The following is a 19,002-nucleotide window of genomic DNA, read 5'->3' on the forward strand; positions in this document are numbered from 1 at the left end:
ATAGGAAAACCTCCTGTTGCCGTCCGTCTCCCCGCTACCGGCGGCGCTCATTCCGACTGTTGCTATCAACGTCATCTGGCCGGACCCTGTTCCCCGATTCCAGCCAGCACTCAAAGGCTATCGGCGGTTCCAGGATGGGGCCATTAGGGCTTTTACGAATGCCGCCGGACTCAGACGACGTTCTCGGGTAACCTTCCCGAGCTCGCGATTGCGCGACAATATGCGGGTGAACCCAGGCGGATCAGCACCGGTAGACGCAATTTCCTGTACCTCGCATCAGTGTCATTTCACCCGGCGCTCAGCCCGATTGTCCCTCCGCCTCCGCGACGGCCTTGATCGTTCGCACGAAGCTGTCGGGATTGAGCGACATGGAATCGATACCCTCCGAAATCAGGAACGCCGCAAAGTCCGGATGGTTGCTCGGCCCCTGGCCGCATATGCCGATCTTGATGCCCGCCGCGTGCGCCTTGCGAATGGCTTCCGAGATCATGCGGGTGACGGCTTCGTCTCTTTCATCGAAGAGATTGGCCAGAATCCCGGAATCGCGGTCGACACCCAACACAAGCTGGGTGAGGTCGTTGGAGCCGATGGAAAATCCGTCGAAGCGCGTAGCGAACTGCTCGGCGAGAATGACGTTCGAGGGTATCTCGCACATCATGTAGATTTGCAGCCCATTCTCCCCGCGGCGCAAACCGTTCTCGGCCATCGCTTCGAGCACGCGATCCGCCTCGGCCGGCGTGCGGCAGAAGGGGACCATGACGATGACGTTCGAGAAGCCCAGTTCCTCCCGGACCCGCTTGAGCGCGCGGCATTCGAGAGCGAAGCCTTCGCGATACCGTTCATCGTAATAGCGCGAGGCGCCGCGGAAGCCGAGCATCGGATTCTCCTCATCCGGCTCGAAGGCGTCGCCGCCCACAAGGTGCGCATATTCGTTCGTTTTGAAATCGCTCAGGCGCACGATGGCGGGGTGCGGGTAATAGGGACTTGCAAGCTTCGCGATGCCGCGCGCGAGGACATCGACAAAAAACTCCGATGGGTCGGAATACCCCTTGGTCAGATCGCGTATTTGCCGTTGAGCTTCAGCGCTCACGCGATCCGGGTGAACCAGTGCCATCGGATGCACCTTGATATGCGCGTTGATGATGAACTCCATGCGCGCAAGGCCGACCCCTCGGGCAGGAAGCCGCCACCACTGGAATGCCGCCGCCGGGTTCGCGATATTGACCATGATGTCCGTCCGGGTGGCCGGCAGGGAGCCGATATCCACGTCCGTCACGGAAAAATCGAGTATGCTGGCGTAGATTGTTCCGACGTCACCGTCAGCGCAGCTGATCGTGATCTCGCTGTTCTCGGCAATGATCTCGGTCGCGTTTCCGGTGCCGACGATTGCGGGAACACCGAGTTCGCGGCTGACGATGGCAGCGTGGCTGGTGGTGCCGCCATGATTGGTCACGATCCCCGCCGCGCGTTTCATGACCGGAACCCAATCGGGGTCAGTCGTCTCAGTGATGAGAATAGACCCGTCCCGGAACTGGGCGATGTCGGCGGCGGTCCGGATGACACAAGCCTTGCCAGCAGCGATGGCTGTTCCCACCGCCGCGCCCGTCAATAGCGGGTCGCCTTTCTCCTTGAGGCGGTAATGCCGGAATGTCGAAGTGCTGGCCTGGGCCTGAACCGTTTCGGGACGCGCCTGGACGATGTAGAGTTCACCAGTCTCGCCGTCCTTCGCCCATTCCATGTCCATGGGACGCTGGTAATGGTCCTCGATTGCCACGGCCCACCGCGCGAGCTGGACGATATCGCTGTTATCGAGAACGAAGCTCTGACGCTCCTGCTCGGTTGTCTCGACGATCCTCGTACGGTGGCTTCCGCCTTCCCCATAGACCATGCGGAACGCCTTACCGCCCAACTCCTTGTCGATGATCGGTTCGGTCCCCGGCTGCGCGAGAAGCGGTTTGAATACGACATATCTGTCCGGGTTTACGCTCCCCTGGACGACGGTCTCGCCCAGCCCCCAGGCGGCGCTGATGACGATAGCATTTGGAAAGCCAGTTTCGGTATCGATCGAGAACATGACGCCCGATCCGCACAGGTCCGAGCGGACCATCTGCTGAATGCCGATCGACAGCGCAACCTCGAGATGATCGAAGCCTTTCGCATCGCGGTAACTGATCGCGCGATCGGTGAACAGCGAGGCGAAGCATCGACGACAGGCCGCCAGAAGTGCGGCCCGGCCCCGGACATTGAGGAAGGTTTCCTGCTGGCCCGCGAAGCTCGCATCCGGCAGATCTTCGGCGGTCGCGCTGCTGCGCACGGCAACGGCGGGACGCTCTGTGCCGGTACGCCGGCCAAGTTCCGCATAAGCGGACACAATCTCCTCGGCGATATGGGAGGGCATTTCCGCTTCCAGAAACAGACTCCTTATAGCCTGCCCCGCTTCCTGAAGGGTGCATCCGCCGGAGTGGAAGGCGGAGAGATGTTCCGTAATGCGGGGTGCAAGCTCATTGTCGTGAATGAACGCCCTGTAAGCGTCCGCAGTGGTGGCAAAGCCAGAGGGCACCTTCACGCCCTTCTGAGCGAGGGCCGCGGTCATCTCGCCTAAAGACGCGTTCTTGCCGCCTACGGCCTGCACATCAGCGATACCGATGTCTTCGAACCACAAAATCATCGGCTTGGACATAGCTCATCTCCAGCTTGCGTAAGGTGCCAGAGGCCGCCTCAAGGTTTCACCCAGCCACCTCTTTTGTGGTCACCATCACCGCGCCGACTGGCAACGTCACTACGTAAGGCTCCTGAGTGTATCGATGGACTTCGGCTCGATCATCAGATTGACCGGATCAGCTCCGGCCGGATGGCCCAAGATCGAGAGCAGGTTATGGGCAACACAAATGCATGATCGACGAACTGCGGGCGCGGGCGTAATACTCACCCTATCGCGCCATTGCCTGCCTGTCGTCAGTTTCACCGATCAGCAGATCGCAGGCCGTCCACCAAGCCTGCCAAGCTGTGCAAGTCCGCCAGCCCCATCGAAGGAGTACACTGACGTAAGAGGACGGCGAACGACGCATCGCTGAATTGGGGCGGAAGCTGCAAAGCGCAGGTGGCCAGCGCACGATCTTAGGTACGATCCCAGTGTTCGCTGAAAAGGGATGACCTCGGAGGGCAGATGCAGCGAACGGGCTGCCTGCCCAGCCTTGGAGTCCAGCGTTGAAAGCTATTCAACCGCTTGTATTCATCGCCCAAAACTACCTCACCAGGTTCCCGCGGCTTGCCGCAAACACGTCCGGGCCAAACCGCCGACGCATGTGGCTTGCGACCTTCTTCGCATAGGCGACCTGCCTCGCCTCGGTTGGGCTATGATAGACGCCAACCGCTTTCCAATAGTCTCCGGTCGCTTCCAGCCCGGACAGGAATATCCAGCGTGCCGCCTCGACATTAAAACAGGGATCGTAGCGCAGCCAATGACGGATCTGCTCCTGGGGTCGTTCGAGCAGTCGGGACATTTTCGGCACCCAGCTACTGTTGATCTGAAGCGGCCCGAGATCGTGGGTGCCGTTGGTATTCGCGATCTCCGCGCCCAGCCAGCCAGCCTCCTGTGTCCGCAAGCCCCAAAGCGTCTTTTCAAGCCAGGCACGCCCCCGCGCGGCGACGCGGATGCAACGGGCGATTTCGGCGACCTCACCAGGTGCAGCTTGCTTCGCCAGCACAGGAGCCGGCGTCAGTATGACGGACAGGATCGCTATACTGGTGAGCGCCCTTCCCGCTACCGAGGCCTGGAAAATCATTGATCGACACGCCCTCATTGCACTATCCGATCACGAAAATCGGAGGGGCCACGTCGAAGAAGATCGCGAGACGGCAGACCATCCGGCTCGAACGGAGCGCCGGTCAGCAGCGCAAGCAATCGCTGCCCGGAGACGATTTCGATGCCATCGGCGCTCGAACAGATCGTGCGGCTCATCCCGCCGGTGCGACCGGTGTGGATGAACATGCCGCGCCGCCGCCGCGCAGCGCAAAGCATGGCGAACTCACGCACATGTTCAGGCTTGATCGCATCGCGATACCGCTTCGCCTGGATCAGCCAGCGCCGGCCATCGATGATGACCTCCCCGTCGACGCCGCCGTCCCCGGTATAGCGGCGATTACGGATGACGCGGTGCCCGCGCTGCTCGAAGGCTTCGAGCAGTAATTCCTCGAACGCCAGCGGATCCATCGCGCGCAGCCGGGCATAGTGCAAGACGGCGGGCTGATCGCGATCCGGTCCGCGCAGCTGCTCGCACATCGTTCGAGCCTGTCGGCGTCGCCAGCGATGACGGATCGGAACGCGATAATGGCGGTATAGCAGGGCAACGAGGGCGGCGCAGGCGATCGCCATCAGCAAAAGTTCCATCATCTTCTCCTATCGGTCATGCCCGCCGCCACGATCGCCATGATCGTGCTGCGGCTGAGGTTGGGATTGGGGTTCTGGTTGGTGGACAGGCTCGCGCGTACCCGCGCGATCGGGCTCCGCCGGCGCGTGCTGACGGTCCCGTTCGATCGTGCCGCGCAGGAAGCGGTCGACCAGCGAGGCAGCCTCCTGCGCGCGGCCGGCGAGGATCTCGGCAAGACTGTTCGGGCGGGGTTCGGAGCGGCCCTGCCGTTTCCGCTCGCGCTGCTCCCGCTCGGCATTACGGGCGGCGCGCTCGCGGGCATTCTCCTCGCGGGAGCGGTCGTGCCGGTCCTTGTGGCGAAGTCCCCGCATCTTGTGGCTGTCGGCCCTGATCCGGCCGAGCCCTTCGAGCGACGAGGTCTTCTCGCCCGATCGCGAGGCGAGCTTTTCCGCGAGACGTTGCTGGCTCTCGGTCCAGAGCTTCACGCCATAGGCGGCGCGAGTGATGGCGGTGTAATAGTTCTGACCGTTGACGAGGCCGGATTCCACAGGCGCCAGCGCATAGACGCGGTCATAGGTCTTGGACTGCGACGAATAGACGGTTTCCGAATACCCATGATCCCAGGTCCGGTGGACCGAGAGATCGACCTGCTGGACGCGCTCGCCGCGGTCCCATCTGATCGTCGCGATATTGCCCTCGAGCGCCAGAACGGTGCCGCGTTCGGCATTCTTGACCTCGAGTTCCTTGTTGACCAGCCGCCACTGGATGCGGTCGCCCTGGGCAAGGTCGCGCTTCTCAGGCAGGAACACATTGACATGCGCCGCCTTGCCGAGGCCCGGACGCCATTCGATCTGGCGGCCATGCTCGTCGACCAGGCGCACGACCTGGCGGCCATGATTGTTCCGGCCGACCCCGACGACGCGATAGTCGGCGTCGCGTGCGATCCCCAGCCTGGGATTGTCGCGCGTGAACTTGAGCACCTGGCCCGCGCTGTAGAAGCGCGCCATCTGCTTTTCCTGGTCGGTCAGGCCGGACGGGGTCAGCACTTCGAGCCGATGGTCTTCGGCCGCGACGGTGCCCTCGCGTTTCAGGACTTCGCGGATATGGCTGTTGACGATCAGACGGGTCGCGTTGTCGAGGACGAGGATATTGGTTTCGCCCCGTATCTCCGGTTTGAGCCGGGTCCAATCGGCGACCATCGCCTTGGCGAGGTTCTCCGCGGTGTCGCCGGTGGTCACGCGATCCAGCGCGGCGAGCGACGCGGCATAGTCGCCCTTGCGCGCCATGTCCGCGGCCTCCTGCGTCGCGTCGGTCAGGTGGCGCCGCGACTCCTTGAGCTGGCTAGTCGGCAGCCCGAGTTGCTGGAGCAGCCAATAGGCCTTGCCCTGCTCGATCGCGCCCGTCTGCTTATTGTCGCCGAGGAATATGAGACGCGCGCCGGTCGCGCGGCTGATCTCCAGCACGCGCAGCGCCTGGCGGTTGCCGAGCTGGCCCGCCTCGTCGAGCGCGAGAATATGCCTGTCGGTAATGCCATAACCGCCGCTCGCGAGCAGCGAGGCGAGCGTGCGGGATTCGATGCCCGCCTTGTGCCCGAGTTCCGCCGCCGCCGAAGAGGTCGGTGCGAGCGCCACGGTGGTATAGTCGTCGCGGGTCGCATCGACCAACGCGGCGACCAGGGTGGATTTGCCTGCGCCGCCGACACCATGCACGCCGACCGCCCGGTTTGTGCCGCTGCCGATGGCGATCAGCGCCGCGGTCTGTTCGGGCTTCAGCCTGGCGGCCGTCGCAGCCTCTTCCAGCCGTTCACGGGTGGCAACCGGCTTCGCATCGCCCATGGCCAGCGACAGATGCTCGGACAGGGCGAGTTCGAGTTTGGCGGTCCGGCGCGATGTCCGGCCGCGCGGAAGCGGCTGGTCGCCGGTCTGGCGCACCGTGACCAGCAGCTTGCCCTTGTTCTCCTGCGCATCGTAGAGCGGCCGCACGTCGCCCAGGCGGACCTCACCGACATGCGATGCGAGCGCGGTGCGATAGAGACGGCCTATATTGTTGACCGCCTCGCGCGTTTCATTCTGGCGGATGCCGAACAGAGCGGCGCGGCGGGCAACGCGCGGATCGGTCTCGATGGTTCGTTCACCCCGCTCCTGCGCCGCGGCCTGGAGCCTGTCGAGATCTTCACGATAGGGTTCAGCACGCACGCGCCATTGCTCGCGCAGGTCATCGAGGCCGATCGTCTCCTTGGCCTTTCGGGTCGCGAAGAAGGAGATCCGGCGCTGGGCCTGTCCCTCAAGCCCGTGCTCCGCGGCATGCTCGTTGATCTGCTCGGCGCGCTGCGAATAGTCACGGATAAGCTGGCCGGGCATGCCTTCGACCTCGAACAGCCCCTTACGCGGATCGAACACGATCTCATGCCCCAGCGCGCGCACGTCGCGGGCAATCTCGTTGCGATAGATCTGACCCATGACGAGCTGCTCGGCATACATCGAGCGCGTCTCGAGACTCGACATGCGGTCGCCATTGAGATGGTTGGTCATGTTGAGAATGACGACATGGGTATGGAGCTGCGGGTCGTGCTCGCGGCTGGCATATTCGGTGAAACGCGCGAACAGCAGCCGGCCCGTCGTCTCGTGGACGATCTCGCCGTCCACCCGGCGGCGCAGCTCGGCATGTTCCTCGGCATAGGCAAGCGCAACCCCGACCGCCCGCTCGTGCGCGGCAAGGATGCGCTCGTCGCCCGTGACCAGCGCCAGGATCGAGATCGACTTGGGCGCGCTGATCGTGAAATCCCAGCCGGGATGATGCTGGATGCCTTCCTTGCGCCGGCGACCGAGCTGCTGGTCGCCGACCTTGCCGGCGAGCAGTTCCTCGAACTGCTTGGGGTCGACAGGCCCGGACAGGCCGAGGCTGGCGGCGAGCTTGCCGCCCCATTCGGAGGGTTCGTTGCCGCCCTTGGTATAATAGTCGCCGATTGTATAGTAGCGGCCGATATTGGCGGGTGTCCCCTTGAGGCGGCGAGGATGGATCATGCCGGCTTCGCCTTCTCACGCGGGCCTTCGGAACGGCCATGGCTGTCGAGCCGCACACGGATCGTGCCGCGCGTCGCCCCCAACAAGGGGATGGGGGTGGCAACCCTGTTCTCCTCGTCGGGATGATCGTCGATCGGCGCTCCCTCGTCCGTCATGCCGGAATCGCTGTGGTCGGTGGGTCCGAACACCTCATCCTGCGGCACGGCGTCCTGGGGATCCGGCAGGCTGGGCGGCTCCTGGGTCGGCTCCCGCGCCGGCGGGGGATTGGCCTCGCCGGTAAAAAGATCGCCTTGCCCCGTTCCGGGAGACGGCGGCGTGTCCGGATGTCCCGGACCCTGCCCTCGCCTCGCGGCCTCCTCCCGCGCCTGGCGCGCGCGGCGCTCTGCCCACGCCTGGGAGATGATGGCCTTGCCGAGCGGCAGCCTTTTGGGGGGCTCGGTGCGTTCAACGAACGCGGCCGCGATCGAAGGCAGCGGATTGAAGCGATCGGTGAAACGGACGACGGGGAGATTGCGCCCGAAACGGAGGAAACCCGAAAGGTTCGGCAGATGGGTGACCTCGGTGTCCAGAACCAGCGGGCGGGTCACCTGCATGCGACTGAGGTTCACCCCGTCGCGCATGTCATTGACGCCGTAGCTCATCCCCTCGTTGGCTTCGACCTGCTCGACCCGGCCAAGGTTTTTGGAGATAAGTTCCGAGGTGTCGCTATCGTTCGCCCGGAGCGCGACCCAGGTCGAGCAGTAGCCGGTGATGGCCGCCGCATCCTCCTTGCCGTAGGTCGCGGTCAGCTGGGGATAGGACTGGAACCCCAATATGCCGCAGCCGCCATATTTGCGCGCACGGGCGAGGAAGTCGGATAGGCTGGGGAGCTTCTGGAGCGTCGGCAATTCGTCAATGACGCAATAGAGCCGCCGGTCGCGGTCGGGCGTGAGGCTCATGATCGCGCTGATCGCGATGTCGAGCCAGACCGTGATCAGGGGGCGCAGCGAAGGAAGCTGGTCGGCCTTGACGGTGACGAACAGCCAGCTGTCGTCCTTCTCGTCCTCGACCCAACGCCGGATCGAGAAGCCGTCCTCGGTATCGTCGAGATAGGCGAAGCTGCGCATGACCGAGGCAAGCTCGGCCTGGACGCCGGCCGAGGTGCGCTCTCCCTCGGCGGAGATGAAAGCGGCGGCATCGGTGCCCTTCACATAGGCGGCAAGATCGGCGAGCGGGGAACGCAGCACCCGATCAAGCAGGACCGAGATGAGCGTGTGCTTCTGCCGCGCGAGCTTGCGCAGGACGGCGACCAGCGTGCCGCGCGCGGCCTTGCTCCAGAACGGATCGCCATGTTTGTCGGGGATCGTAGATTCCGCGATCTGGTCGTAATGATACTCCCGCGGAACATCGACCCAGGGACTCCAGATGTCGGTGCGCTTGTCGAGCGGGTTGAGCAGGATGTCCCTGCCGGGGCGATAGAATTTCTCAACGAAGCTCCCGGCCGTGTCATAGACGATCGCCCGCTTACCCTGCTTGCGGATGCCTTCGAGCATGGTGGTGATGAGGTTGGTCTTGCCCGTTCCTGGAGCGCCGACCAGCAGGATATGTTCGGGCTCGAAGGCTTCCGGCACGGCGACGCCGCCGATTGTGAGCGCCCCCTTCTTCTGCCCCCGGAGCGCGCGCCGCACTTCCGAGGCCGTCCCGAAGCGGGCGCCGCGCAGATATTCGTTGGAGCCGAGCCCCTTCCCAGTTCTGGTAAAATAGAACCAGGCACTGACCAGTCCGAAGAGGGCGACCACACCGGCAATGGCCGCCCCGTGGATGAGGTCCTTTTCGAGTTTGTGGAGCGCCTGCTTCGCGACACCGGAGTCGGCGAGGGTGTCGGCCGAGGTCCAGTATTGGCGCCCGTCGGGGGTGCGGAACAGCACCGGGTCATTGGTCCCCGGCGCCGCATCCGCCTTGATGGTCGCCTCCACCAGCTTGGCGAGGACGAAGCGCTGATAGTCGGTCGACTTTTCGAACGCATACCAGCAGGTCCCCATCAACCAGAGGATCAGCCCGGCCAGCACGGTCTGGAAAAAGACCTGGGTGGTCATGCGGACATTGTGGACGATCGCCTGCCCGCCCCGCGTCCAGCTCCCCAACGTGTCGTTGCGGAAGATGCTCATGGCCGGCCCCTCCCCCGAACGGCTGGCGGTGCGCTACGGCATGCCCCCGGATTTGGGATGGCCCTGACCGGCAGGGAATAATCGCAGGCAATCGCGCGGCCGGACGGGAAGCCCGCCGAGGGGGAACGCGAGGCCGGGCATGTGTCCGCGAGGTGGGGATCCGCGCGCCGGGTCATGGCTGTTCGTCCGGTGAGAGCAGCCCCTTTTCGAGGAGCAGCGCCCTGGCGTCGGCCATGCCCTGTTCGAGCGTCTCGGGCGACCGGCGTCGCACCGATGCCGCGAGGATAGAGAGCGTCTGCAGGACGCAGGAGAGGATTTCGTCCTGCGTCGTGTAGACGTAGCCGCCGCGGGGATCGGCGGTCTGGTCGATCGCGGGGCGGAGGAGTTCGGCGACGCTGACGCCGACTTTACGGGCACGGCGCTGCAGCCGCTCGTAAAGGGCATCGTCGATCCGGATTGTGACCCTTGCCAAGGTGATGCTCCGACTGGAGCTTCGACAAGGAGGTCACGACGCACAGCAACTATAGCGCAGACAAGCGACGATCACAATAAAATCAGCGTGGCGGACGTGTCTGCCAGCCGGAAACGGCGGAATTGCGGGGCTTTTTCGGGCAATAGTACTGAGGCGGCAGACGCGTCAGCCAAATAACGTGAAATCTGGCTGACGCGTCTGCCAACGGAAACCATTGATTATAGGGCAGTTTCAGGCCACAGCACCCGTGCGTACGGTGCATTACAAACCGCGAAGCGCGTGCGTCGCTTGCCCGCAGCAACGGAGTTGCTGCGTCATCCCTACCGCTGCCGGGCGCACCCATTGCGGTGGTGGTCGATGTGGGGAGATAGGTCGCGCTATGCGGTGGGGTCGCTTGTGGCGCGGGTGCGCCTGTGCGACAAGGATCGCGTGACGAGCGGGCCAGCCTGAGAAGGAAACTGGTCATGCCTAAAATGTCTGAACGCGATAGGCTCGCTGATCTGGAAGATCGCGAGAAGAGGATTGCGGTCGAGAAGGCTGCGCTACGCAAGCGGCTACGCGATCGCTATGCGGCAATGGTGACGGCGCTGCCGGTCGAGCAATTGACGGAACGCGAGTTCCGGGACGTGCTGGGCCATGTGTTGCGGTTGGGCGGCGCTGCCGCGCTGGCTGCGCTCAAGGGGGCGTCGGGTGCCTCCGATGCTTCCCATTCGGGGAAAGCGCCAGCCGCGCCAAGGCCCGCAAAGGGGGATGACGGTGGGGCGCTCGGCCCTTCGGTGGGGGCGTGAACCTGTCGGCCCTTCCCCTTTTGGTTCTTCCCGCCGCCGCGCCGTCAGGCGCGGCGGCGGCCGGGGGCACGACAAAAGGCCAGCGCGCGGGGATGCGCGCCAGCCTTGGCGGGTCTCGTGTGATGGGTAGCGCGGCGCTGGGGGAAGCGCCGCGCCGTTTGGTTTCAGGCGCTGCGCCGTGCTTGCCTGAACGTGTCCCCCTCGCCGTTCTGCGGCTTGCGGGATGCGGGGGCATCCTTGGGCTTGCGGAAAGCATGGATGGGAACGCCTTGTTTCCGCATGGTCTGATAGAGATTGGCTTGGATGCCGGACCCTTCGCAAAGGACGGCTTCCACCGGCTCAAGCTCGCCCATCTTGCGGTTTCGCTGATAGGGAGCCTTGCGCCCGCCTCCATAGAGGCCATAAGCGACAACGGGGACGCCTTCCCGCGCTGCCCATGCCGCCGCGATGGCGTCCGCCCCTTTCCGCTGCCCGGTGGTAACAAGCGTCATATGCGGAACGCGGGCCTTGATCTCTGTCAGCTTCGCCCAAAGCGGTTCCCATTCGTCCCAGATGGCGGGGCCGGAAAAGATGACGACGGGGCCTTGCGGCTGGTGCTTCTCGCGCTTGGCAAGGGCGCGTTCCTGCAAGAAATCCAGCGCATTGATATAGCTTGCGGTGGTGACGGATGACGCCTTGCTGCCCTTGGTCGGTGCCCATGCGCGACGCCAGCAAGCGCGATACATGGCGGCGGCATAGTCGCGCATCGTTTCGATGGCGGCGCGCTGTTCCGCAAGCGAGCGGCATTGAAGCTGGGTATCCTCAAGGTCTTTGTTGAATACCTCGCCCGGTTCCATGCACCGCGTCATATCGCGGATTTTGTCGGCTAGGCGATCCTCCCGGCGCTCCACCGTTCCAGCGACAAAATGGAAGCTGTTGACGATACCCCAAGCAATATCCGGGGCGAGCGGGTCAAGCCGCGTGTCCGTCAAGAGGCAATAAAGCGACGTGATAAGTTCGCCGCAAACCTTCTGCGCGGTGAACGGTTCGGGCATCTCATGTTCGCCCGGTTCGTCGCCGTGTTCGATGATGGACAGCGGCAACGGATCGCCAAAGGATGCTTCAAAAGCGGGGGTTGCGGTTTCCTCCGCGATAAGTTCCGGCAGGTCGGCAAATGTGCTAACGGCCTTCTTAGCTGACTTCTTCGTCATGGGTCTGACTCCTGATGGCAGGATGATCGGTTAGGGTCCGGGGAAGCGTTGCTGCGCTCCCCCGGCCCGTCTTGGTCCGGTTCCTAGACTCTCACCTCGTCGTCAAAATCGGATGCGGCCCCTTGGCTGGACAGTCCGCCGCTTCCATCGGCGGTGCTGTCACCGAAACCGTAGTCATCGCCACGGTTGCCGGAAGGCGCATTGTCGCGGGGGGTGCGAATGGCGGGGCCGAAATCGTCGCGCTCCTGCCTGCGCCATGCCACCCGATAGCCTTCCTCCACCGAGCCGAAAAGCGCGATGGGCAGGGCTTCGGGCATCGACGGGTCATCAACATGGCCTTGCAGGAAAACCTCGCCGGTTTTCTTGGCGACGGCTTCCCAAAGCGCGCCGACCTGAACGACACGGCCCCCGACATTGGGCGCGATGATCTCATAAGCCGGGGCCAGTTCGTTTTCGCTTTCCACCGGGCGCAAGGCCAGCTTGGGCAGGTCGATTGCGCGGGTGGCAATCCATCCGATGATGCGGCCCTTGTTAAGGTTAAACTCACCGATATTCATAGCCTTTACTCCAAACGATGCTTCCGGGGCCAATCCCCATCTGCACCTATACTTATACCCCCTCCCCTTTTTCGAGTATATTCTATTGTTTTCTTGACAGTATTTCATCGCATTTGGTGAGCCAGAGCCAATAATACGGACGCGGTAGCGTCTCGAACAAAGAAAAATATGGCGAAGCCATTCCTTCCTGATCAGCGGAGGACGCGACGGTGGCCGTCTGTCATCGCATTCGGAGCCGCCGTCGCCGGGGCTCAAGGGTCAGGGCTGGTCGGGGCAAGCAAGGGACGTCGCGCTGCGGCCTTTAGAAAAGCTTGGAGTAGAAGGGGCCTGCCGACCGCTTACCCCAAGCGACAACGTCGGCAGGCCCCTTCTACTCCTAGGTTTTCTTGGCCGGAGGCAGCCCTTGCTTGCCCCGACCAGCCCTGGCACGCCGAGACCCTGCGAGGCGGCGCAGAATGTGATGACAGACATCGTGCGACGCTGATTGCGGGCCGAGGCGTCCTCGCCGAGGTCCGCGGCGACGGTGCCGCAAGCGCGACGTTTGAGGAAGGAAACAGAGCGTGCCTCTGGGGATGCTACGCCGGCCCGAGCCAGAGAACGTCGAGGAGGCTGGGGCTCGCCTTGCGTCCCTCGACGACGACGACTGCGTCCACCAGCGGCGGGAAATCCTGCGCGCCATTGAGGCGCCAGACGTGGCCATCCTCCATATCGAGGAGGAAACCGCGCTCGGTTCGACGCAGGCGTCCCCGGAGACGCAGGGGTGCGACCGTCCCGATCACGGCGCGGGATGCCGGCCGATCGGGGCGGCCCATGCGGAAGACGGATTCATGACCGCGTTCCCGTTGCGAGGATCATTTCCATTGTGACTATGTTTGCCCTATGTTCCAGTGATGGATGAAAGGACTTTCCCCATGATCGCGGACTATCTCGCCACCTTCGATTTCAACCTGTCGCTGATCGATGCGGTCAACGACCCCGACATCGCGGATGTGCGCAGCCAGATCGCCGCCCTCGCGCTCGGGGAAGATCTCGACAGCGGCTACTATGCGACCCAGGAACTGGCTGAGGCCTTTCTGGAGGCGGCCCGCGAAGCCAATGCCGAGATCACCGATCCCCATAGCCCCGCGCGGGAGAAGCTGGTGGATATCCTCGACAGCGGTCCACCCTATCAGCGTAACCTGTTCGACGCGGTAGCCACGTTGCCGTTGGCGGACGCTGCGAGCCATCTCGCCTGGCTTACGGGTGTAATGCGTGATCGCGCGGACATGTATCGGCCGGTCGAGGCGGCGCGTCTATCGACACGCTGAAGACCCCGCACCCACCTGCGGCATCCGGTAATTTCGCTCGGAACCGACTGGCAGTTGCTGCCCGGTTGGTTTAGAGGAGCGTGTCCGCCGGTGGCGGGCCGGAGAGTCGAAACTCCGAACAATAGAGTCGGCGCATGCCTTGCGGCCGGATTGCCTGTATTATGTCCAGGCTCCGGCTAAAGATCAGGCACGCGTTCTATTGTTCGCGTCTTTCGACCGTCCGGCTCAGGGGCCGGCATCCTCCTCCGGGGAGGGTGCCCGCCGACTGAGCGCGACGGGACGGAGAAGCACACATGACAGACGAAGAGCCAAGGCTGGAAAACGCCATCAAGCACATGGAGGCGGCACTTGAGTGCCTCGTCGACCCCAAGGACCAGGTGGTGGCGATAAGGCTTTCGCACGCACTTGACCTCGCACGGGAGCGATTGCTCGAAAGAACCTGAGGAAGGATATCCTTCCCCCAACTGGTCAGGATAGCGCCAGTGTCGTGGGATCATCCTCCCACGGATTGAATATGGCCGCACCGCTGTGACGCACATCCTTGACGTTGCGGGTCACGAGATAAAGCCGGTGCTCGATCGCGGTGGCCGCCAGCATCGTGTCGACAACGCTCGGTGTATGGCCCGTGCCTAGCTTGACGTCGCCGGAGATTGCTCCCCATCGCCGGATGATCGCGTCATCAAGGGACAGAATGCGACCTTTGAAACGCGCTTCGAGTGCATCGCGAGCCCCGATATAGCGTGACCGCTCAGAATGGTCGGCAGGTATGGCGTGGATGCCCTTGTCATATTCACCGAGCGTCAGGATGCTGAGGAACAGCGCTTCTTCGGGCTGCTCCGACGCCCATGTCTTCACGCTCGGCGCGCCGCCCGGATTGATGAGCGCGGCAATCACATTGGTGTCGAGAAGCCAGCCGATCACAAGACGATATCCCGTCCGCTATCGCGTTCGCGCGTCAGATCGACGCCGTCGAGGTGCAGTCCTTCGAGAAAGGCGACGAGCGGCTTCTTACGCTCGGGCGGCAGCAACCTTTCGAGTTCGTCGGCGCTGATGATAACGACGGCATCCTTGCCGCGGACCGTGACGCGTTGCGGCCCTTCGCTGCGGGCCAGGCGAACGACCTCGCTGAACCGCGCCTTGGCGTCTTCGAGCTTCCATCCGCGCGCCGCTGGTGGAAGCCTGGAACCACCTTTGCGTGCGGGGCCGTCACCGGCCCGTTTGGGTGTAGTCATGAGAATTCTCCATCTGACCAGCTAGTCAGATATAATGGCCCAGCTGTATCGGCGCAAGCTCGATCCGGCATCGGCGGGTCCCGTGCGTCATGCTGGCCTGATCCAATCGCGGGCGGGTGCCCATCCGAGAATGTCACTGCCGCTGTCGCCGACGGCCTCGCCCGATATGTCCCGCCAGGGCGATCGAGGCCGATAGACCGGCATATAGCGGGCGGTGAGCACTTCGAACGTAGAGCAGATATAGCCGCTGAGACGGATGGCAAGAACGGGCCGATCGTCGTCCGGAAGGCCTGTGAAGACCGAAAGGAAGCCGGGCGGGATCGGGAACAGCGTGCTTTCGATCATGGCGCGGGCAAGCCGCGTCTCCAGTTCGCCCGCTTCGGAGCCCCAGGGATGAGCATCGATGTCGAAGCGATCGACGGCATCCGGCGACGGGCGGATCGAGAATTCACCAGACCAGCAGCGACTGTCCGGGTTCAACGCGGGGACCTCTGCCTTGGCGGCGTTATTGCCCGTATCGGCACGAAACCAATCCGCCATCGCCGGCGTAAGCTGGCCGGTCAGGGCCCATGCCTTGATAGGGTCCGGATCGCGCTCGGGAAATTCGACAAGCCACCATTCGGCGCGATGATGGAGAATCACGCCATAGCAATGACGCTCGGCCGAATTGGATTCGGGACACTGGGTCACGGATACCTCCTTTTTGCGGGCTTGAAGGCCGCAATTGCCCCCATCGGCACAGCCAGGCCGTGCGGCGACGGTGATCGGTGGTTGCAACCGCGCGTCGTTCACGCCAATCTGGCGGTCAATCTTGTGAATTCGCAGCGACAGGCGTAATCGGAGCGTCTCGGACCTGTGAAAAACGGGCGGTCGCCTATCGCCGCTTTGAAAAAGAAACAAAGTGCTCCGACAGGGATGCTCGTGATGAACCTGCCTATCGTGTATCAGCCGCATGCCGTTTCTGATGACGGCGCAATGAGCTTCATGCTCTTTATGGCGGATGCCTGGGCCAAGATGCAGCCGAAGAAGCTAACGCTCGCAGATATGGACGAGTATTGGAACTTCTGTCGGGATGACGAGGTGAGGCGGGCGAGGAGATGATTCGATCGATGGGCAAGACCCTGCGTGGCGTCCTCGACCTTATAGGCCGGTGAGTTCTTCGCACACCGCATAGGTCAGCGACCGAGGCTAAATTCACCAGGACCTGCGTTACTACGTGGCGCTATAGGTTTCAGCCGCCCACTGCGCGACCCACCCTTCGGTGATTTGCTCGTGCGCGATCTCCCCTTGTTCGATCAAAGTGCGGATTTCCGCCCGGGCGAGATCGAGTGCTCTGTCCCATGCGTTTCCGGCCGAAAGCGCAGGTTTCGTGAGCGGCAGATGATGCTGGAATGCGGCGTCGCCCCCGTCGAGCCGGGCCTGCTGCCGGCGTTGCCATCGCTCCATATGACCGGCAACGAACTCGTCGGTCTTCGAAAAGCCTTCGCGCCACGCCTCGATCCGCGCGGCCAGAGAATAGGCGCAGGAATCGAGGCTGGCGATGCGATGCGCAAGCGGCCGCAAATAATGGAGGGCTGTTCCCTTCACACCGAAAAGGTGGAAGCGGAGCGCAGGGTCTGCGTCCCGGTCGAGCCGGCTTAGCACCGCGAGAAGCCCATCAGGACCGGACACCGTGCGGCGGCACATGGAGCCGATACCGACAACCATGCCTGGCCGAAGGATACCGGCAATGCCGTCGAGGCATCGCAGATAGTCGTCGGGATGCCGTCCCTGGATGACGGGCATGAACCGGGCATCGATTCCGCGATCGGCGGCTCTTGCATGACAGGCATGATTGAGCGCGATGGTGCGCGAGATACGGTCGAGGACTTCGTCGCGGTCGCGGGCAATTTCCTCTTCGGTGCACAGGTCGAGGCTCGCGAAGCGCCGAAATGGGTAGCTTGCGGCCAGTTCGATATAGTCATCGGCCGTCCAGGGCAGCCCGCGGTAGCGATGAGCGACGACAAAGCCGGCGGAGTCGAGGTCGATCGACACCAGGCGCGAGGCATTGGCCAGCGAACGCAGGTTCCAGCCCGCCCAGCGCGCATAGCCCTCGCGGCGATCCCATCGCGACAGCGCGTTCGCTGAAATGAGGACCGGATAGCGCATCTCGATCGCGCGCTGGAGAAGCGGGCCACGATTGAGATGCGGGAGGCCGACGATGATCTCTATGTTCATGCTGGCCTCCGCGACGTCACGCTTCTCAAGCGAAGGGTCGGTGAGACGAAAGACGGTTACGCTTGCGGGAGCCGGAAATCCTCCTGCCCTTCTAGAACCAGCTATTGCAAAGGTTGCAACGACTCCACCAGTAACCGTGCTTGTCGCCGACCTTATAGGCGTTGATGTTGAACCGCTTGCCTGTGGGGCTCGTGGGATCATCGTAGCACTCGGCTGCGCCGCAGTTGGGGCAGGTAATGCTGTCGATTACGACGATTTCGGGGATGTTCGTGGTTTGCTGGCTGCTGGACATGGTTGGTGAACTCCCAGATGAAACTCATCCACCAACCACCCCCTTTCCCCCTGTGGAGAGCGCGAAGGGCGCCATGTTGCCGCCCTGTTGTTGCACCAGTCTGTCGCGCCAATGAGCGGGCCGATATGGGGCCGGGTTAGCCCAACCCGGTCACCAGCGCATGGGCATCGGCTTCGCAGGCCGCCGCTCCAAGCCAGACGGAACTGCCATCGCGGCGTCCGGCATAGAGTCCGAAGAACTGCGGCGCGACACCCACCGTTTCGGCGGACATGCGGGCGCGCGAGTCCTGCACCAGGCCGACGATATCGACGTGGCCATTCCAGTCGACAGGCAGGGGCAGCAAGGGACTGAATGCCTGGTTCTTCGAGAGCCCCTCGGACCATTCGGGATGATGATCGTCGAGAAAGGCGGCCACGATGCGGAATGCGCCGCTGTGGTCATTATGGATCGCCTCCAGCAGCGGAGGCATCGCGAGCAGCTCGTCCATCATGCTCCGCACATAGATTTTGAAGACAGGATCCTGCCGCCGGCTTCGTTTGGCGGTAGCGAGTGCCGTCTGGAGTTCGAAGAGTTGGGCGCGGGCGTGTGCGAGCGGCGTTCCGGTTGTCAGGTCGGGTTGATCGAAGATGTTCCCGAAGCGCCCGCCCGTCGGTGCCGTGCAGGTCTGTTCGAAGATCGTTACCGACAGCGCGTCCCAGCCCGCGGTCGATATGGCTTCCGGATTGGTATAGAAGTCGGGTTCCATGCCGGACAATTGATCGAGGGCATCGACCCTTATCCGGGCATTGGCGATCCGACACGAACCTGCTTTGATATCCTTTTCAAGCGCGATCTGGAGTTCGATTGCGGGAAGCGCGATACGCCGCGGACCATTGGCGGGGTCATGAGGAAAAAGGCCACGCCTTTCGATCAGCTGGTCGATCTGCGATGCGTCGCGTTCATCGGAGCGTTCCTCGAACATGTCGGCGGCAAGGGTATGCCAGACGGAAAGCGTGAATGTGTCGAACGGAACGATCTGGCGCGCGGCCATGCAGTCGTCCTCGCTTTCCATATATTCGACCCAGAGATCCCCTTCACCAAGGGCGTCGTTTTCAGGGTCATAGGCAAGCCTGCGCGCAACCATCAGCTCGTTGCTGGACAGCGCGACAAGATCGGCGGACGGCTGGGAGGAAGTGTCGACGGCGGGTTCGGTCGCGGGACCGGATGGCTGATGGATGGGCATGGGTTGTTCCTTATGGAGATCGGAGGATCCATGATGGCCCCTCGCCCATCACCTCCTTCCTCCTCTTCTGCGGTCCAGACCCGCTAGAAAATGCGTCTGGCGGCAAGCTCGTCCGACAGGCGCATGGCGGGTTTCCCAAAGTGTGGTTGCTGTGCGTGATCTCGCTCATCGTATCGAACGGGTGG

The 19,002-nt window shown here is 63.2% G+C and carries 19 protein-coding genes; 4 read left to right on the top strand and 15 right to left on the bottom strand.

Translation table 11 applies throughout. From position 1 onward, the window contains the following. Positions 1-298: 298 nt before the first annotated feature. From ppsA to ET21_RS0100505, 6 genes are all read right to left on the bottom strand, one after another. Positions 299-2,680, bottom strand: coding sequence for a phosphoenolpyruvate synthase (gene ppsA / locus ET21_RS0100480; RefSeq protein ID WP_030090317.1), 2,382 nt, complete (start codon positions 2,678-2,680; stop codon positions 299-301). A 565-nt stretch (positions 2,681-3,245) separates the two neighbouring features. Beyond that, complete coding sequence (locus tag ET21_RS0100485) at positions 3,246-3,785, bottom strand: lytic transglycosylase domain-containing protein (protein ID WP_013846858.1); 540 nt, start codon at positions 3,783-3,785, stop codon at positions 3,246-3,248. 14 nt (positions 3,786-3,799) lie between these two features. Then, entirely contained in the window at positions 3,800-4,282 is a 483-nt protein-coding gene (locus tag ET21_RS0100490; RefSeq protein ID WP_237751457.1) for a restriction endonuclease, read from the bottom strand. 117 nt (positions 4,283-4,399) lie between these two features. Continuing rightward, positions 4,400-7,393, bottom strand: coding sequence for a MobF family relaxase (gene mobF, locus ET21_RS0100495; protein WP_013846860.1), 2,994 nt, complete (start codon positions 7,391-7,393; stop codon positions 4,400-4,402). Beyond that, positions 7,390-9,540 (bottom strand): type IV secretion system DNA-binding domain-containing protein, encoded by a 2,151-nt coding sequence (locus ET21_RS0100500; protein ID WP_013846861.1) that lies wholly within the window; start codon positions 9,538-9,540, stop codon positions 7,390-7,392. Before ET21_RS0100500 ends, mobF begins: the two co-directional genes overlap by 4 nt. Before the next feature lie 172 nt (positions 9,541-9,712). After that, complete coding sequence (locus tag ET21_RS0100505; RefSeq protein WP_013846862.1) at positions 9,713-10,012, bottom strand: CopG family transcriptional regulator; 300 nt, start codon at positions 10,010-10,012, stop codon at positions 9,713-9,715. A gap of 464 nt (positions 10,013-10,476) precedes the next feature. Here ET21_RS0100505 and ET21_RS0100510 point away from each other — a divergent pair, with 464 nt between their 5' ends. Then, entirely contained in the window at positions 10,477-10,800 is a 324-nt protein-coding gene (locus tag ET21_RS0100510) for a hypothetical protein (protein ID WP_013846863.1), read from the top strand. Positions 10,801-10,964: 164 nt separating this feature from the next. On the opposite strand, the gene ET21_RS0100515 is transcribed toward ET21_RS0100510, so the two are convergent. The 3 genes from ET21_RS0100515 to ET21_RS27470 form a co-directional block, all read right to left on the bottom strand. After that, complete coding sequence (locus ET21_RS0100515) at positions 10,965-11,990, bottom strand: SLOG family protein (RefSeq protein WP_013846864.1); 1,026 nt, start codon at positions 11,988-11,990, stop codon at positions 10,965-10,967. Between the two features lie 83 nt (positions 11,991-12,073). Further along, complete coding sequence (locus ET21_RS0100520) at positions 12,074-12,547, bottom strand: DUF736 domain-containing protein (protein WP_030538182.1); 474 nt, start codon at positions 12,545-12,547, stop codon at positions 12,074-12,076. 575 nt (positions 12,548-13,122) lie between these two features. Beyond that, positions 13,123-13,359 (bottom strand): DUF5818 domain-containing protein, encoded by a 237-nt coding sequence (locus ET21_RS27470; RefSeq protein WP_062116437.1) that lies wholly within the window; start codon positions 13,357-13,359, stop codon positions 13,123-13,125. 99 nt (positions 13,360-13,458) lie between these two features. Here ET21_RS27470 and ET21_RS0100530 point away from each other — a divergent pair, with 99 nt between their 5' ends. Together ET21_RS0100530 and ET21_RS28105 are read left to right on the top strand one after the other, a co-directional pair. Then, positions 13,459-13,854, top strand: coding sequence for a hypothetical protein (locus ET21_RS0100530; RefSeq protein ID WP_013846867.1), 396 nt, complete (start codon positions 13,459-13,461; stop codon positions 13,852-13,854). A gap of 293 nt (positions 13,855-14,147) precedes the next feature. Further along, on the top strand, positions 14,148-14,297 hold the full coding sequence (locus ET21_RS28105) for a hypothetical protein (RefSeq protein ID WP_013846868.1): 150 nt from the start codon (positions 14,148-14,150) through the stop codon (positions 14,295-14,297). A 25-nt stretch (positions 14,298-14,322) separates the two neighbouring features. Here ET21_RS28105 and ET21_RS0100540 read toward each other — a convergent pair whose 3' ends face one another. The 3 genes from ET21_RS0100540 to ET21_RS0100550 all read right to left on the bottom strand — a co-directional run bounded on the left by ET21_RS0100540 (position 14,323) and on the right by ET21_RS0100550 (position 15,776). Continuing rightward, positions 14,323-14,775, bottom strand: coding sequence for a type II toxin-antitoxin system VapC family toxin (locus ET21_RS0100540; protein WP_013846869.1), 453 nt, complete (start codon positions 14,773-14,775; stop codon positions 14,323-14,325). Beyond that, a complete protein-coding gene (locus tag ET21_RS25425) occupies positions 14,772-15,086 on the bottom strand; it encodes a type II toxin-antitoxin system Phd/YefM family antitoxin (protein ID WP_013846870.1) in 315 nt (104 codons plus the stop codon). The genes ET21_RS0100540 and ET21_RS25425 overlap by 4 nt, the downstream gene beginning before the upstream one ends. Before the next feature lie 87 nt (positions 15,087-15,173). Beyond that, complete coding sequence (locus ET21_RS0100550) at positions 15,174-15,776, bottom strand: hypothetical protein (RefSeq protein ID WP_013846871.1); 603 nt, start codon at positions 15,774-15,776, stop codon at positions 15,174-15,176. A gap of 234 nt (positions 15,777-16,010) precedes the next feature. Between ET21_RS0100550 and ET21_RS0100555 the strand changes: the two genes are divergently transcribed. Then, positions 16,011-16,187, top strand: a complete 177-nt coding sequence (locus tag ET21_RS0100555; protein ID WP_013846872.1) for a hypothetical protein — start codon at positions 16,011-16,013, stop codon at positions 16,185-16,187. Positions 16,188-16,298: 111 nt separating this feature from the next. Here ET21_RS0100555 and ET21_RS0100560 read toward each other — a convergent pair whose 3' ends face one another. From ET21_RS0100560 to ET21_RS0100570, 3 genes are all read right to left on the bottom strand, one after another. Continuing rightward, complete coding sequence (locus ET21_RS0100560; RefSeq protein ID WP_013846873.1) at positions 16,299-17,303, bottom strand: hypothetical protein; 1,005 nt, start codon at positions 17,301-17,303, stop codon at positions 16,299-16,301. A gap of 91 nt (positions 17,304-17,394) precedes the next feature. Further along, entirely contained in the window at positions 17,395-17,595 is a 201-nt protein-coding gene (locus ET21_RS0100565; RefSeq protein WP_013846874.1) for a hypothetical protein, read from the bottom strand. Between the two features lie 136 nt (positions 17,596-17,731). Then, positions 17,732-18,817, bottom strand: a complete 1,086-nt coding sequence (locus ET21_RS0100570; protein ID WP_013846875.1) for a hypothetical protein — start codon at positions 18,815-18,817, stop codon at positions 17,732-17,734. Between the last annotated feature and the right edge of the window lie 185 nt (positions 18,818-19,002).

The organism is Sphingobium sp. DC-2 (genome assembly GCF_000722555.1).
Taxonomy (GTDB): Bacteria; Pseudomonadota; Alphaproteobacteria; order Sphingomonadales; family Sphingomonadaceae; genus Sphingobium; species Sphingobium quisquiliarum.